The sequence below is a fragment of the Metallumcola ferriviriculae genome, assembly GCF_035573695.1.
GTDB classification, from domain to species: domain Bacteria; phylum Bacillota; class JADQBR01; order JADQBR01; family JADQBR01; genus Metallumcola; species Metallumcola ferriviriculae.
Genome location: NZ_CP121694.1, coordinates 432,344 through 448,242, shown reverse-complemented (window position 1 = coordinate 448,242; position 15,899 = coordinate 432,344). Strand labels below are relative to the sequence as shown.

The window sequence follows — 15,899 nt, the reverse complement described above, 5'->3', positions numbered from 1 at the left end:
GAGATCATATTTAATATAATACTGATTGTCTTTTTGCTCCAGAACAAGTCCTATTTATCGCCCTCGGCCAACAATTCAGCACTATGCTTTACTTTCACTTTACTGCCTGCCTTTTCTAGGCCGCCCTTCAGCTGAATCATACAACCGGGACAGTCCATGGCGACAATAGCCGCACCGCTGTCATCAATGTTTTTAACTTTTCGCTTCATAATTTCGGCAGATATCTGCGGGAATTTAACGGTGTATGATCCACCAAAGCCGCAGCAGCGGTCACATTCTTTTATCTCTACCAAATTATAGCCTTCCCTAAGCAAATTCCTGGGTTTATCCGACAGACCCAGTTTGCGATTATAATGGCAGGAATCATGATAGGTAACTTTGGTACCCTTTGCTTTACCGGCGTATTTCCCTGGCAGATCATTCATTAATTCAGAGTAATCCTTCACCTTTACTGCCAACTTTTCTGCCCGCTGCTTCCACTGTTTATCATCCTCCAAGAGATGAACGAAATCATGTTTCAAGGAATCTATACATGTAGGGCACGCGGCCACAATATAATCTACATCTGCTTTTTCCAAGGCAGAGATGTTTTGTTTAGCCATTTCTTTGGCAGTTTCCCGATCCCCCATATAACTGGCCGGTGCACCACAGCAGCTCTGCTCATCGGGAAATACCATCTCAATACCGCGGTCCTGCAAAGTCTTGAAAACAGCCTGCCCAACCTCCGGATAACAAAAATCAATTACACAACCAGCGTAAAATGCAGCTCTTGCTTTGGGTTTTTTAATATTCCGTTTTAGCTCCGGTATCATGTCCCGCAGCGGCTTATCAGCAATGACCGGTAAACTGCGGTGCTCGGTATGCTTAGAAAAAGCCAGCGGCAGGTGCCTGATATAGCCATCCTTAGCCCACGGCTTCTGTAAATGTTTTGCCCGACGGAGCCATTTGTGAAAGGTGCGAGGATCTGAAAGAATTTTCTTTAAGACAAACCCTTCAGTAAAAGATAACCCTTTCTTCTCCGTCAAGCGCTGACGCAACTCTTTAATTAAATCAGGAATATTTATTTTACCGGGACAGATGGTGGCGCATTTACCACAGCTAATACACAGATTCTGTGGGTCAAATGCCTCATTTTCCCCGTTAAAGAATGCTGTCAAAATGCTGCCGATTCCACCGGCATAGATATGGCCATACACGTGACCACCCACAAGCTGGTAAACGGGACATACATTTAGACAGGAGGCACATCGAATGCACTGAGCTGCTTCTAGAAATACCGGGTCATTAATTAATTCACTGCGCCCATTATCCAGAATGACTATGTTCAGCTCTTTATCCTGAATCTTCCCGTCCTTCCAAGTGGGGGTACTGCCCTTAATCATAGTGACATAACTGGTAATAGTTTGACCGGTGGCACTCCGGGGCAATGCTTCCAGCACCTTAGTAACGGTCTCCATATTCTCCACAAACTTCTCTATACCCACCAAAGCCACATGAACCGGTGGTAAAGTGGTGGTAAGTCTGGCGTTACCCTCGTTAGTCATGATTACCATGGAGCCGTTGTCAGCCACCGCCATATTAGCACCTGAAATACCCATATCAGCGCCGAGGAATTTTTTGCGTAGTTCCCGGCGGGCCACCTTGGTTAAAGTGTCGGGGTCAGCTGGAAGCTTTTCATTAAGATGTTTGGAGAATGTATCAGCCACCTCCTGACGGGTGAGGTGTATTGCAGGCATCACCATATGAGATGGTTTCTGCCCCATCAGTTGGATAATCCACTCCCCCAAATCCGTCTCAGTGACTTCTATGCCCTTTCCTTCAAGATAACTGTTGAGGTGTATCTCTTCGGAGGCCATAGATTTTGATTTAACCACAGTTTTAACTGCGTTTTGTGCGGCAACTTGGGCAATATAGCGGTTGGCATCTTCCCCCGTAGGGGCGAAATATACCTTGGCACCGCGCTTTTCGGCCTCTTGCGTAAATTTCTCCACCAATAGATCCACCTTTTGGGCGGCTTCTCTTTTGGCGGTAGAAATATAATCTCTTAGGCCCTCGATATCCTTCCCTATATATGCCTTTTCCCTTGACGCGGGGTAATCGTTGCCAAACTTAGTAAGGGCACGGCGCAGGTTATCATTATTCAAAGCATCCTTTACTTTACCTTGAAATTCCTTACTCACTGCCATCTAACATTCCCCCCCATCTATTAAAATGATACATAAACGTTCGGGGCCATGCACACCGATGGTAAGCACTCTTTCGATATCTGCCGTACGGCTTGGACCGGTGATAAAGGCCGTATAACCAGGCTGCACACCGTCATTTTCAAGGTCCTTAATTGCCTCATCCATTGTTCCCTTAATTTGGGCTGCGCTGAGCAGCACTATATTGGTAGAGCAGAGCATGGAAAAGTAGCGGCTAAATAGCTCACTGGCATCATGGGCCACTGTACCAGTCTCCGCGATACCCACCTGCCCTGGAGTAATCCCAATTTCCAGCTCCGCCGCTTCCTGCGGTGAGCATTGGCTAACGCTAACAATGCCATTTTCCTTAAGGACAGTCCCCAGTCCTTTAGATAAGGCCGCGGGGCAACCCACCTTAGTTACTTTGGCTTCATTGATAATCTGCACCACTGTATCATAAGCCTGCCGGCAGTCTTTCACTCGGGTTACTTCCGCGGATACTGCCTTGGCCTTCTCCATAAATTGGCTAACCAGTTTTTTGCCCACTATCTCTGCCTCCCCCCTTTACATAGGCCTCGGCTAACAGTTCTACCACGTGTTTAACCGGTACGTCTGAACCGGCCTGAAATAATCCATCCTCCAACTGCATACGGCAAGCGCCGCAGCTGGTCAATACCATATCAGGTTTAACAGATAAAGCATCTGCAATCTTTTTATCCCTTATTTGGGAAGAAAGCGGGTAATGGGTCAGACTGAAAGATCCGGCTCCACCGCAGCAGCGGTCCGGCTTTTGCATTTCCGTCAAGGTTACGCCGGGAATACTTTCTATCACTTGTCGAGGTTGTGCCGCAATTCCGGCGCCACGAACCATATGACAGGGGTCATGATAGGTTGCATTAGCTGCGACCTGCCCGGTTGGTTCCTTCAATCCTACTTTATCGATAAGATATTGGCTGACATCGTATGCCTTAGCAGCCATTTGCTCGGCCAATTTAGAATATTTAGCATCATCTAACAGCAGTTCAGGATAATGCTGTACCCAGGCGCCGATACAGGTGCCGCAGTGGGTAATAACGGCATCGTAATTTCCGGCTGCAAATATATCGAGGTTATATTTGGCAATAGCCTTGGCCGTTTTGACATCTCCGTGGACAAAAACAGGAATACCGCAGCAGTGCTGGCTTTTAGGTGTAATAACCTCCACATCGTTTGCATTAAGCACTTCCACCACGGCCTTACCCGCTTCGGTGTACATATAGTTAAGCATACAACCGGTAAAAAAAGCTGCTCGCTGCTTGGGCTTAGAGACTTTACTAACTTCCGGCAGTCGGGACAGCAAACTCTGCTTGGCCAAGGGACGCACAATACGCCGGGTGTCTATGCCAATGGGAAAACGAGGATGAGCAGCATTACTGGATGGTATCTTTTTCAGCCCAAAACCCTGGAGTTTCGCAGCCATACCCATGCCAAGCTTAAAACGCTGCGGTTTCCCTAATACGCCAAATATCTGCCGTTTTAAACCGGGTAATCCTTTCTTCCTTACCAGCTCTGCTCTGGCAGCCAAAATAATTTTATCCGGCTGTACCCCACAAGGGCAGTTAGCGGCACATGCCTTACAGGTAAGACAAAGACTGAAAATATCCTGCATTTTATCCGTTAACTCAAGTTCCCCTTCAAGCAGGTCTTTCGCTATTTGAATTTTACCCCGAGCAACACCAGACTCCCCCAATACCTCTTTATAGATGGGGCAGACAGCCTGGCAATTACCGCACTTCATGCATCTGGTGATTTCTGCTCTGACATTGTCTAAAGAGTCGTAATATGCCATTAATAACGCCCCCTAAGGTTGGACAATTTTTCCCGGATTAAGCAGGTTCTCCGGGTCCAACGCCCGCTTGATGGCCCTTAAAGCTTCAATACCTGCTTCGCCAAATTCTTGTTCCAAGTATTTTTGTTTGGCAATACCAATACCATGCTCTCCGGATAAGGTGCCGCCCAGTTCCAGCGCGACAGCGAAAATATCATCCACCGCTTGGTGCACTCGTTTCATTTCCTCGATATCAGTCTCATCAGTAATAATGCTAGGGTGCAGGTTTCCGTCTCCGGCATGTCCAAAAGTGCCAATGGTCAATTGGTATTTTTGAGCAATATCTCTTAATGCCTTGAGCATCTCCGGTATCTTGCTGCGAGGTACAGTGGCATCCTCCAGCACAGTGGTGGGGCTTAGCTGCGCCAATGCCGGCAGTGCGTCTCTGCGAGCCTGCCAAATTTCGTCTCTCTCGGCAGCAGTTTGGGCAATTTTTAGCTGCCCGTTATTCTCTTTACATACTTTAATAACAGCTTCAGCCTCTTTCTCCACTACTTCTGGTATGCCGTCCACCTCTATCAACAAAATCGCTTCTGCATCGGTGGGAAGCCCCACATGGGCATAATTTTCTACAGTTTTAATGGTTACATTATCCATAATCTCTAAAGTTGCCGGGATAACCTTGTTATTGATAATACCAGTAATTGCCTTCGCTGCGTCATCCAAGGAGCGGAAAATCGCCAAAGCACTTTTTCTGGCTTCCGGGGCGGGAATAAGTTTAACTATAATCTCAGTAATGACACCCAATGTACCCTCGGACCCCACAAAAAGCTTGACCATATCGTAAGCTGTCACATTTTTAACCGTTTTACCGCCGCAATGCATAATTTTACCGTTGGCTAATATAACTTCAAGCCCCATGACATAATCCTTGGTAACGCCATACTTAAGCCCTCTTAACCCGCCGGAGCATTCAGCGACACTGCCGCCCATGGTTGCCGTAGCTATAGTACCGGGATCAGGTGGGTAAATAAGCCCATGTCCGGCCACGGCATCATTCAAGTCCTGGATAATTACACCAGGCTGAACAGTGGCAGTTAGATTTTCTGCATCTACTTCCAAAATCTTATTCATCTTGACCATCACCATCACAATTCCCTTATTAATAGGAATTGTGCCGCCGCTCAGATTGGTTCCTGACCCGCGGGTATATAGTGGCACCTTATGTTGCGCCGCCAGTTTTACAATTTCCTGAGCTTCCCGGGTTGAGGTGGGAGTCACCACCACTTCCGGAACAACCTTGGGCATGTCCGCTGTGGCATCAAAACTATATGCAGCAAGATCCTCTTTATCAGTAAACACCTTTTCTTTACCTAATGCACCAACTAGCTGCTCTATCACTTTACTGGTCAGCATCGTAATACTTCCTCCTCTGCCAAACTCTATGTTTATAATGTATAGTTGTGCAGGGGGAGAATAATTCCTCCTGCGGTAACAGTGGTATGTTGAAATGACGGCTCACCCAGTCAGGCTGTCCTAGCCAGAAAAACCGGTATATGACGGACCTGACAGGTGGTCAGGCCACCTGTCCGAAATTTTTAGCGCTTGTTTCAAGCGCTAAAATTAGCCTACCATGGATTTTAAGACAATTCAATATCTTTTATCAGAATTATTAGTATTGTTTATAGCCCGCCAATCTTTTTTACATTTCGGAAAAACTCAAAAATTAACCCCCACTTTTTAGCGGGGGTAACTACAAACTTCTATTATTTTGCAAACATATCCTTTGTCTGAATGGTCTCGGTACGTTTGGGCCCTACTGCCACAATTGCCGCGGGAACACCGGCAATCTCTTCAAGACGTTTGATGTATTTCTGGGCATTTAGGGGTAATTCGTTAAATTGCCGGGCGTTAGAAGTATTCTCCTGCCAACCGGGCAGTTCCTCGTAAATCGGCTCACACAAAGATAGCTGTTTGAGACTATGAGGGAATTCACTAATTTCCTTCCCATTCAACTTATATCCTGTGCAAACTTTAATTCGCTCAAGACTGTCCAGCACATCCAATTTGGTCAGCGCCAGCGAGCTCAAGCCGCTTACTCGTACAGCATACCGTAGTATTACAGCATCAAACCAACCACAGCGGCGAGGTCTACCTGTAGTAGTGCCGAATTCAGCACCGTTTTTACGTATTTCCTCGCCTATTTGGTCATCTAATTCCGTCGGAAAGGGCCCCTCACCCACTCGAGTGGTATATGCTTTACAAACACCGATAACCTGGTCAATCTTCGTAGGACCGATACCGGCACCGATGCAAGCACCTCCGGCAGTTGGGTTAGACGATGTAACAAACGGGTATGTGCCATGGTCCAAATCCAGCAAGGTACCCTGTGCTCCCTCAAACAGCACATCCCGGCCCTCATTAATCGCGTCATTTACCAGCAAAGATGTATCGGTAATAAAGTGACGGATGCGTTCTGTATAAGCTACATATTCTTCAAAGATTTCCTCGATTTTAAACCCTTCTGCCTGATAAACCTTTTCCAGCAGATAATTTTTCTCTGCTAGCACCCGGGTTAACTTTGCCTTAAATTCTTCCTCATCTAACAGGTCAACCATCCGCATACCTGCCCTAGCAGCCTTATCCATATAAGCAGGGCCGATGCCTCTTTTAGTAGTACCAATTCTGTGCTCGCCGCGGCGTTCTTCCTCTACCTCATCAAGCTTTCGATGGTAGGGCATAATCAAATGAGCATTAGAGCTTATTCTCAACCCCGAAGTATCGATCCCTTCTTGAGCCAAATACGCCAATTCTTCAAGCAGCACCGCCGGGTCTACCACCACTCCATTACCAATAACACAAATCTTACCGGGATAAAGTATCCCCGAAGGTATTAAGTGTAGTTTAAATTCCCGGTCATCCACCTTGACAGTATGACCGGCATTGTTACCTCCTTGGTAACGAACAACATATTCTGCTTTTTTAGCAAGAAAATCTGTAATCTTACCTTTTCCTTCGTCCCCCCACTGCGCACCTACTAAAACCACTGCCGGCAAGGAGTCCACCTCCATTATTGACTTCCTTTTAGTATTTACCAACGGGATAACCCTTATGACAGGTAAAACCCGAACATTAGGATGTTTTATACTCCCATCGTTCAACAAAACCACTAATATCATATCATGTTTTCGCTGGTAATTAAAGTATATTTTAAAGCTTTTTATGTTATAAGTATCTCATTGTCTGATAAATTAAGACAAACCGCCGGGTATTTCCCAACGGTTTGTCTGCACTGATTTATTTTCTTCTTGCTTAGCAGGCAGTTAAGATAAGATATCTCCTTTAATACCAATCTTAACTCGCTTCACTGGAATATCCTTTCCCGCGGCTTTTATGGCCTGCTCCACTGCCATAACGATCCCGCCGCAGCACGGCACCTCCATGAATGCTACGGTAACACTATTAATACTATTGTGGGCAAATATCTTCACCATTTTTTCGGTATAAAATTTTAAGTTGTCCAGTTTCGGGCAGCCGATTACCGCTTTTTTACCTTTTAGCAAATTAAGATGGTAGTTTGGGTAAGCCACCGGCACACAAGAAGCGGTGATTAGCACATCAGCATCCTTCCATAAATCCCCCTGAATGGGGACCAATGCTAGTTGTACCGGCCATTGGCCCAACTGAGATTTAATGGAGAGGGAAATATCGCCACTATCAATACCCGCCTCTTCAGACGGAGCAGGTTTTGCCTTGGTGGGGCTTAAGTCCCGCAGCATACTTCCGGGGCAGCCATGATCAGGAGCCGGTTTTACCGCAGCGGCTTGCTTTTCTTTCTTTTGTTGAGCCAACAGGTCTTCTACCGCCTGTTCATCAAATTCTACTGTCTCCCTTTCAACAATCTTTAAAGCATCTTCAGGACAGTGACCCAGACAGGCCCCCAATCCATCGCAATATTTATCATCAATAACCTTTGCCTTGCCATCAATGATTTTGATAGCCCCTTCTGCACAGTTAGGCACGCACTGGCCGCATCCGTTACATTTCTCTTCATCAATAAAAATAATCTCTCTTTTAACCATCTTATGGCCCCCTTCTATTTATCTCCTAAAATTCTCATCACTAATTCAATCGGTCAGGATTCGGTGCTGACCTTTCTGCTCTTACATACATTATAAAAGCTTTACTCCATCGAGACCGTGACTCCCTGCATCCATATATGTGATTTTCGTCACATTTATCTGAATAAAACCATTACTTTATTTGAACTACATATTATAATAGTAATAGAAATAACTTTCCGGCAAAGGGGTGTTTCTTCTGTGTCCATCACTTCCAAAGGTTTCTCCGTAATCCTTGATTCCATACATGAAGGCATTATTGCTATCAATGGTGACGGTCTTATTACCGTTTTTAACAGGGCCGCGGAGCGGATTATGAAATTACCGACGGCAAAGGTAATGGGCCAACCCATCGCTCAGGTGATCCCCAACACCCGTTTACACTTAGTTCTTAAAAAGGGACAGCCTGAGTTAAACAGCCAGCAGAAAATTCATAATACCACCATCGTTACTAATAGGGCACCCATACGCGATGAGGTTGGTGACCTTATAGGTGCTGCCGCAGTATTTCGAGATATCAGTGAAATCGTAATTCTTGCAGAAGAAATTACCAAGCTGAAAGAAACCCAGGCCCTGCTAAAGGCCATAATAAATTCCACCCATGATGCTATTTCAGTAGTAGACGAAAACGGTCTGGGCCTGATGATCAACCCCGCTTATACGCGGCTAACCGGCCTTACGGAAGAAGCAGTTTTAGATAAACCTGCCACTGTTGATATTGCCGAGGGGGAAAGCATGCACCTTCAGGTATTGCGTACGGGCAGGCCAGTGACAGGTGTGCCTATGAAAGTAGGCCCAAGCAAACGAGAAGTGATTGTCAATTGCGCCCCTTTAAAAGTTCAAAACAAGTCAAAAGGCAGTGTCGGTGTAATTCACGACGTGAGCGAGATTCACCGCTTATCGGAAGAATTAGAACATGCCAAGCAGCTCATCCGTCACCTTGAAGCGAAATATACCTTTCAAGACATTACAGGTAAAAGTACCGCGGTGAGGCAGGCGGTAGAACTAGCGAAAAGGGCATCTGCTACCCCGGCTACAGTCCTGTTACGTGGTGAAAGCGGTACCGGCAAGGAACTATTTGCCCACGCTATCCACCACTCCAGCCAAAGGGCGCGGGAAAAGTTTGTGCGGGTAAACTGCGCTGCTATCCCGGATAGCCTGATGGAAAGTGAATTATTTGGCTATGTCGCAGGAGCATTTACCGGCGCTTTAAGGGGGGGGAAACAGGGCTTCTTCCAAGAAGGGCACGGCGGCACTTTATTTCTTGACGAAGTTGCGGAAATTGGCCTGCATGTCCAGGCCAAATTGCTGCGGGTACTTCAGGAAAAAGAGGTGCTGCCCGTAGGCTCCACAACCCCCACGCCGATAAATGTACGAATAATAACTGCTACCAATGCTAACCTTGAAGAACTTATCCACGCGGGTAAATTCCGTGAAGATCTTTATTACCGGCTTAATGTGATACCCATCCGTATTCCGGCTTTAAGGCGCCGTAAAGAAGACATACCGTATCTCAGCAAACGGATAATCGAGAAGTATAATCAAGAATACGGGCGCAATGTAGCAAGTATTTCCCGACAGGTAATTTCCCGCCTGCAGGAGCACCATTGGCCCGGAAATGTCCGGGAATTAGAAAACGTTCTCGGTCGTGCGATTATCAATATGAAACTCAGCGATACTGAAATCACCTTGGCCCACTTGCCGCAGTTGGAGCACCAATCACCAAACAACAGGGCTCAAGCTAGCACCGTAGCGGGTTTGGACTCCGGCAAAGACTACAATCAACTCAAATATCACTGGGAGAAAGAACTTTTTCAGCAGGTACTGCAGCAAAGCGGTGGCAGCAAAACTCAAGCGGCAAGGCTTTTAAACATTTCTGTTCGCACCCTTTACAATAAATTAAAAAACTTAGATCTGGATTGAAATTTTTTGCCTGCAGAAATTTTCATAATCGGCAAGATATTACCTGTACATCCTTTTAAAGGCCGCCCCGGAAATACACGGGGCGGCCTTTATTAGCAGTACTATTCAGATGATTTAGTCAATTGGCACAACTATTGCTCCTAGTTAGTTAATAATTGCTAATATTGTTTTCCCGGGAGGTGCCATTCTTTCTATTTTCGGGGGTGTTACGCCCTTAAACTGTTCAAGGTAGGTGTTTATCTTGATTATTAAAGAAATCGTTGTTCCGGGTTACGAAAAAGTGGTTCACGGACAGGACTCGAAAAGTGGCCTAAATGCAATTATAGCCATCCATAATACCTCTTTGGGGCCGGCGCTAGGGGGCACTAGGATGTGGCCTTATCAGAGTAAAGAAGAAGCCCTCACTGACGTTCTTCGCCTGGCCAAGGGCATGACTTTTAAAGCTGCAGCCGCCGGTTTAAATCTGGGGGGCGGTAAGGCCGTAATTATCGGTAACTCCAAGCTAGACAAAAACCCTGGCCTGCTGGCAGCTTATGGTAAGCTCGTCCAATCGCTTCAGGGAAGATACATTACCGCAGAAGATGTGGGAATGACTCAAGCAGACATGGATGTGATCAGCCAGGAAACAAAATCCGTAGTAGGTGTCACCGGCGGCAGCGGTGACCCCTCCCCCGCTACCGCTTACGGCGTCTATCTGGGAATAAAGGCTGCTGCTGAAGCCGCTTACGGCAGTGACAATTTAACAGGTAAGACAGTGGCAGTCCAAGGCCTGGGAAGTGTCGGCTACCACTTGTGCCAGCTGCTCCATCAAAATGGAGTCAAATTGACAGTTACGGATCTGGATCCGGCTAAAGTAAAAAGGGCAGAACTAGAATTTAATGCCCTAGCGGCATCGCCAGAAAAGATATTAGCATCTGACTGCAACATACTTGCACCATGCGCCTTAGGCGCGGTAGTTAACCAACGGACCCTATCCCAGCTAAGATGTGACATTATTGCCGGTTCTGCCAATAACGTGCTGGAAAAGCCGGCGGATGGAATGGAATTGCACCAATTAGGCATTCTCTATATTCCTGATTTTGTGATCAATGCCGGCGGCCTTATCAATGTATCAGAGGAACTTAATGGCTATAACGCCGAAAAGGCCCACGCTCGCATCCAACAAATTCCCAAGTCAATAAGCAAAATTATTTCCATATCCCAGGCACAAAAAATCCCCACCAGCGAAGCAGCGGAATTAATGGCATTAGAACTATTAGCAGCGGCTACTTGCCAAGGAGGTTTCAGAAATGGCAGTTAATTTAATTTCCACCAATGAAAAAATTACAACTATTCACAAGGAATACTGCAAAGCATGTGAGCTTTGCATCCATCACTGTCCCCAAAAAATTTTGTATTTGGACTCGTCCATTAATACACTTGGGCATCACCCGGTAGCAGTCAAAAATCCGGACAAGTGTACTGCCTGCGGCAATTGTGCCCTGATGTGCCCGGATATGGCTATAACGCTGGAAGAGGTGAACAGTAATGACCGCAAAATTGATGAAGGGTAATACCGCATTGGGGGAGGCCGCTATTCAGGCCGGGTGCAGGTATTTCTTTGGTTATCCCATCACCCCCCAGACAGAACTGCCCGAATACCTTGCAAAGAGACTGCCCGAGACGGGTGGTGTCTTCCTGCAGGCCGAAAGCGAGATAGCTGCCATCAACATGGTATACGGCGCTGCAGCCGCCGGAGGGAGGGTAATGACCTCTTCTTCCAGTCCGGGTATCAGCTTAAAGCAGGAGGGAATTTCTTATATTGCGGCAGCGGAACTCCCTTGCGTTATCGCAAACGTAATGCGCTGCGGCCCCGGCCTTGGCGGTATTCAACCGGCCCAGTCGGATTATTTCCAGGCCACAAAAGGCGGCGGACATGGTGACTATCGTTTAATCGTACTGGCACCTGACTCTGTCCAGGAAATTTATGATCTGACATTAACTGCATTCCAGTTAGCGCATGATTATCGGAATCCGGTAATGCTGTTAGGAGATGGGCTCCTTGGACAGATGATGGAACCGGTACGGACCTACCAGCCGACAGAAACTATGCCAACAGATAGCCCTGCTTGGGCAACCACGGGCTGCGAAGGTAGGAAAAAGCGCATCGTCAATACGCTCTATTTAGACCCGCCCAAGCTCGAAGAGCATAACTGCCGCCTGCAGGAAAAATATGCCACAATCAACGATAGAGAACAACGCGCAGAAGCGTATCGGGCAGAAGATGCCAGCGTTATTCTAGTAGCGTTCGGCATGGCGGCACGAATCGCCAAAGAAGCCGTAGACATGGCTCGGTCCAAAGGAATAAAGGCGGGTCTGATAAGACCGATAACACTTTGGCCGTTTCCCCAACGTATACTTCAGCAGCATCTCGATACTGCAAAAGCACTGCTCACCGTAGAGATGAATACCGGCCAAATGCTTGAGGATGTAAAGCTCTCTGTTAACGGAGAGGTCCCCGTTCATTTCTATGGCAGAAGCGGCGGCATGCTGCCTTCATCTCAAGCAATTTTAGAAAAAATCGTCCAACTTTGGGAGGTGCAACCCAATGGTTAATAAAATAACTCGTCCCGTGTCGCTAACCGAAAAACCATTTCATTACTGCCCGGGCTGTACTCACGGCATTATCCACCGACTTGTCGGCGAAGCCATAGACAGCTTGGACATCCGCGAACGCACCATTGGCGTCGCATCGGTAGGGTGTTCCGTACTAACCTACGAATATTTTAATACTGATATGCAGCAGGCAGCCCACGGCCGTGCTCCCGCAGTTGCAACCGGAATAAAGAGGGTTTTACCCGACCGAATAGTTTTCACTTATCAAGGGGACGGTGATTTGGCAGCCATCGGTACGGCGGAGATTATTCATGCGGCTGCCCGAGGAGAAAACATTACCGTGATCTTCATAAATAATGCCAATTTTGGCATGACCGGCGGGCAGATGGCCCCGACTACTCTGCCGGGACAAATTACCACTACCTCTCCCGCAGGACGAAACACCGATACAGCAGGGTACCCTATCAGGATACCGGAGATGCTGGCCACCTTAACAGGGCCCGCATACCTCAGCCGGGTTTCCGTTCATAGCCCCGGACAGGTAAAAAAAGCTGCCAGAAGTATTGAAAAGGCATTTGCTTACCAATTGGCAGGTAAGGGATTTTCTCTCGTTGAAGTGCTTTCCACATGCCCTACTAACTGGAAGTTAAAGCCCGAAAAGGCCCTAGACTGGCTTAAACAAAATATGCTGCCCTACTATCCTCTAGGAGAATTTATGGACATTGGTGAGGAGGTATTATAATGGCAAAGCTTCTTTTCGCCGGTTTTGGCGGCCAAGGGGTATTATTCACTGGTCAGCTGTTGGCCCGGTGCGCCCTGCGTGAAGGTTATCAAGTATCATGGGTACCTTCTTACGGTCCGGAAATGCGCGGCGGCACTGCACACTGTGGAGTTATTATTTCCCGAGACAAAATTTCTTCGCCGGTAATAGATTGCCCGGACATCTTACTGGCATTTAATCAGCCTTCCCTGGATAAGTTCGCAGCCGAAGTTGCTCCTGAAGGGGCCATCATTCTCAACAGTTCGCTGGTAACGAGCTTATCCCCCAGAGCGGACATCAGGCAGTACCTTATCGAAGCTAACCAATGGGCGGAAAAACTAGGCGCAATTAAAGCGGCGAACATGGTAATGCTGGGCGCTTTAGTTAAGCTGAGTGAACTGGTGAAGAAAGAAACTATTTTAACTGAATTGGCGACATTATTTCCGACAGACGAGAAACTCATAGCACTGAATAACCAAGCGCTTACCACAGGTTATCGCCTACTATCTGACAAAAAATAACCATCTTCAATGGGCTCAAAAACAAGGCCTGCCGCTTATTGCCGGCAGGCTTTGTTTCCTGTTGCTCATTCCTTGCTGCTTGTTCCTCTATTGTTAATTTTGCTTTATAATACTTCTTTGGTGTTTTTATAAGCGATGATGGCCTCAACAATTACCCAGACTTCCAATAAAATCATCAATACGCTCAATACCAACAATAGATTACTGCCGCTGGTATAGTAGTTCATGACATTGATGCCCATGGCCCAAGAAGTCATAAATATAATAAATAACATAGGCAGCATGGTAATATATGCTGGTTTTTTCATTCTTAACAGCCACACCGTCACAACCAACAAAGCCAACCCTGCCATCAATTGGTTAGTAGCGCCAAATAGAGGCCATAGGATCAATCCCCCTTGACCACCGTTGATAGAAGCCAAGAGAAAGGCTGCTACTACCGCCAATAATGTAGCTGAGTATCTTCCCGTCAACACTTTGATATTTAAGTCTTCTGCCAATTCGCTGATGATATAACGCTGAATCCGGGTGGCCGAATCCAAAGTAGTGGCTGCAAAGCTCACTACCAATACCGCCAAAATTCCAGCAGCAATGTTTCCAGGGATACCCAGCGCGGAAACGAAACTAGATCCACCCTCTACGAAAGCACCTACTTTAGCACCTAACCCTGATGCAGCTGCCCAACTGGCATAGTGACCGTTCCAGGCATCGAGAGACTTAAAGCCCGCAGTGGCCGCCAAAATGGCCATAGTGGCCAATGCCCCTTCCATCAGCATACCGCCGTACCCAATGGCTTTGGCATCAGTTTCCCTGTTGAGCTGCTTTACGGTGGTGCCTGATGCGGCCATACTATGAAAGCCGGATAGTGCACCGCAGGCGATGGTGATAAATAAAAATGGGAAGAATGCCGGTGCATCACTCACATTAACATTTACCGCCGGTGCTACTATGGTTGGATGACTGACCAAAAGGCCTAAGAACATCAAACCTAGACCAACAAATAACTGGTGGGAGTTGATGTAATCCCGGGGCTGTAGCAGCACCCAAACCGGTAAAGTAGACGCGATGTAGGCATATACTAGTAAAATTACCACCCAAGTATAAATGATATTTCCGCCGATGAAGGCTGGAATTTCGATAGGTAGGAATACGCCGATAATTACAAAAATATACATCAGGATAATGGCCACTAAACCAGCCAAAGTTGAATTGCCCGACTTTTTGTAAATATAATATCCAACAGCAATAGCGATGGGCACTTCTACCCAAATAGGCAGCACGCTTTGCGGGTATGTGGTAAAGAGAATAGCAATTACCAAAGCAAAGACGGCAATCACTATCAACAGAGCGAACATAGTTAGCAGCAGGAATAATGTTCTTGCCCTTGGCCCAACTAAATCTTCGGTAATATCACTGACCGAACGTCCCTGATGACGAGCAGATAGAACCAAGGCACCCAAATCATGCACCGCACCCATGAAGATTGAACCAAAGACTACCCATAAAAGAGCGGGTACCCAGCCCCAAATCACCGCAATTGCCGGTCCAACTATAGGTGCTGCTCCGGCGATGGTAGTAAAGTGGTGCCCAAAAAGAATTTCCTTCTTAGTAGGTACATAGTCAATACCGTCCTCAAATTCGTGCGCTGGAGTTTTGCTGTCAGGGTTTAGATTGAATATTTTGCTGCTGAGGTAAGTTCCGTAAAGCCGATAAGCGATTATAAAACCAACAAAAGAAATTATGGCAACAACTAAAGAATTCACCAGATTACCTCCTTTCGAAATCCGTTAATCGAGTTCCATTCTGTCTGCCTATTCTACATAGGATCACCTCCCGAAAAGCAAACAGCGAAAAACAGCTCTTAAAATCCATTTATTCAGGAAAGCGGAAAAAAGAACGAAAATATTGAGTATATCCTGAAAGCAAATTGGGAGGCCGGTTACCCATTATTTGAGCAGTTGACCGCCCACACCACCGTGAAAGCCCCCA

At 46.8% G+C, this 15,899-nt stretch carries 13 protein-coding genes; 6 read left to right on the top strand and 7 right to left on the bottom strand.

From position 1 onward, the window contains the following. Window positions 1-50 precede the first annotated feature (50 nt). From ldhH to MFMK1_RS02300, 6 genes are all read right to left on the bottom strand, one after another. The gene (gene ldhH, locus MFMK1_RS02325; RefSeq protein WP_366923562.1) at window positions 51-2,186 is read right to left on the bottom strand and encodes an L-lactate dehydrogenase (quinone) large subunit LdhH; all 2,136 of its coding nucleotides are present in this window, start codon (window positions 2,184-2,186) and stop codon (window positions 51-53) included. Further along, on the bottom strand, window positions 2,187-2,729 hold the full coding sequence (locus MFMK1_RS02320) for a LutC/YkgG family protein (protein ID WP_366923561.1): 543 nt from the start codon (window positions 2,727-2,729) through the stop codon (window positions 2,187-2,189). Further along, window positions 2,710-4,011 (bottom strand): (Fe-S)-binding protein, encoded by a 1,302-nt coding sequence (locus tag MFMK1_RS02315; RefSeq protein WP_366923560.1) that lies wholly within the window; start codon window positions 4,009-4,011, stop codon window positions 2,710-2,712. Before MFMK1_RS02315 ends, MFMK1_RS02320 begins: the two co-directional genes overlap by 20 nt. A gap of 12 nt (window positions 4,012-4,023) precedes the next feature. Further along, window positions 4,024-5,406 carry an FAD-binding oxidoreductase gene (locus MFMK1_RS02310; RefSeq protein WP_366923559.1) on the bottom strand — a complete coding sequence of 461 codons (1,383 nt, stop codon included), beginning with the start codon at window positions 5,404-5,406 and terminating at the stop codon, window positions 4,024-4,026. A 350-nt stretch (window positions 5,407-5,756) separates the two neighbouring features. Beyond that, on the bottom strand, window positions 5,757-7,046 hold the full coding sequence (locus MFMK1_RS02305) for an adenylosuccinate synthase (protein ID WP_366923558.1): 1,290 nt from the start codon (window positions 7,044-7,046) through the stop codon (window positions 5,757-5,759). 267 nt (window positions 7,047-7,313) lie between these two features. Further along, complete coding sequence (locus MFMK1_RS02300; protein WP_366923557.1) at window positions 7,314-8,072, bottom strand: ATP-binding protein; 759 nt, start codon at window positions 8,070-8,072, stop codon at window positions 7,314-7,316. A gap of 240 nt (window positions 8,073-8,312) precedes the next feature. On the opposite strand from MFMK1_RS02300, the gene MFMK1_RS02295 reads away from it, so the two are divergent. The 6 genes from MFMK1_RS02295 to MFMK1_RS02270 all read left to right on the top strand — a co-directional run bounded on the left by MFMK1_RS02295 (window position 8,313) and on the right by MFMK1_RS02270 (window position 13,910). Further along, a complete protein-coding gene (locus tag MFMK1_RS02295; protein WP_366923556.1) occupies window positions 8,313-10,034 on the top strand; it encodes a sigma 54-interacting transcriptional regulator in 1,722 nt (573 codons plus the stop codon). 241 nt (window positions 10,035-10,275) lie between these two features. Beyond that, a complete protein-coding gene (locus MFMK1_RS02290) occupies window positions 10,276-11,334 on the top strand; it encodes a Glu/Leu/Phe/Val family dehydrogenase (RefSeq protein WP_366923555.1) in 1,059 nt (352 codons plus the stop codon). Beyond that, window positions 11,324-11,587 carry a 4Fe-4S dicluster domain-containing protein gene (locus tag MFMK1_RS02285; RefSeq protein WP_366923554.1) on the top strand — a complete coding sequence of 88 codons (264 nt, stop codon included), beginning with the start codon at window positions 11,324-11,326 and terminating at the stop codon, window positions 11,585-11,587. The genes MFMK1_RS02290 and MFMK1_RS02285 overlap by 11 nt, the downstream gene beginning before the upstream one ends. After that, window positions 11,562-12,629, top strand: coding sequence for a 3-methyl-2-oxobutanoate dehydrogenase subunit VorB (locus MFMK1_RS02280; RefSeq protein WP_366923553.1), 1,068 nt, complete (start codon window positions 11,562-11,564; stop codon window positions 12,627-12,629). The genes MFMK1_RS02285 and MFMK1_RS02280 overlap by 26 nt, the downstream gene beginning before the upstream one ends. Continuing rightward, on the top strand, window positions 12,622-13,371 hold the full coding sequence (locus tag MFMK1_RS02275) for a thiamine pyrophosphate-dependent enzyme (protein WP_366923552.1): 750 nt from the start codon (window positions 12,622-12,624) through the stop codon (window positions 13,369-13,371). Before MFMK1_RS02280 ends, MFMK1_RS02275 begins: the two co-directional genes overlap by 8 nt. Continuing rightward, entirely contained in the window at window positions 13,371-13,910 is a 540-nt protein-coding gene (locus MFMK1_RS02270; RefSeq protein WP_366923551.1) for a 2-oxoacid:ferredoxin oxidoreductase subunit gamma family protein, read from the top strand. Before MFMK1_RS02275 ends, MFMK1_RS02270 begins: the two co-directional genes overlap by 1 nt. Window positions 13,911-14,014: 104 nt before the next feature. Here MFMK1_RS02270 and MFMK1_RS02265 read toward each other — a convergent pair whose 3' ends face one another. Further along, window positions 14,015-15,673, bottom strand: coding sequence for a carbon starvation CstA family protein (locus tag MFMK1_RS02265; RefSeq protein ID WP_366923550.1), 1,659 nt, complete (start codon window positions 15,671-15,673; stop codon window positions 14,015-14,017). Window positions 15,674-15,899 lie beyond the last annotated feature (226 nt).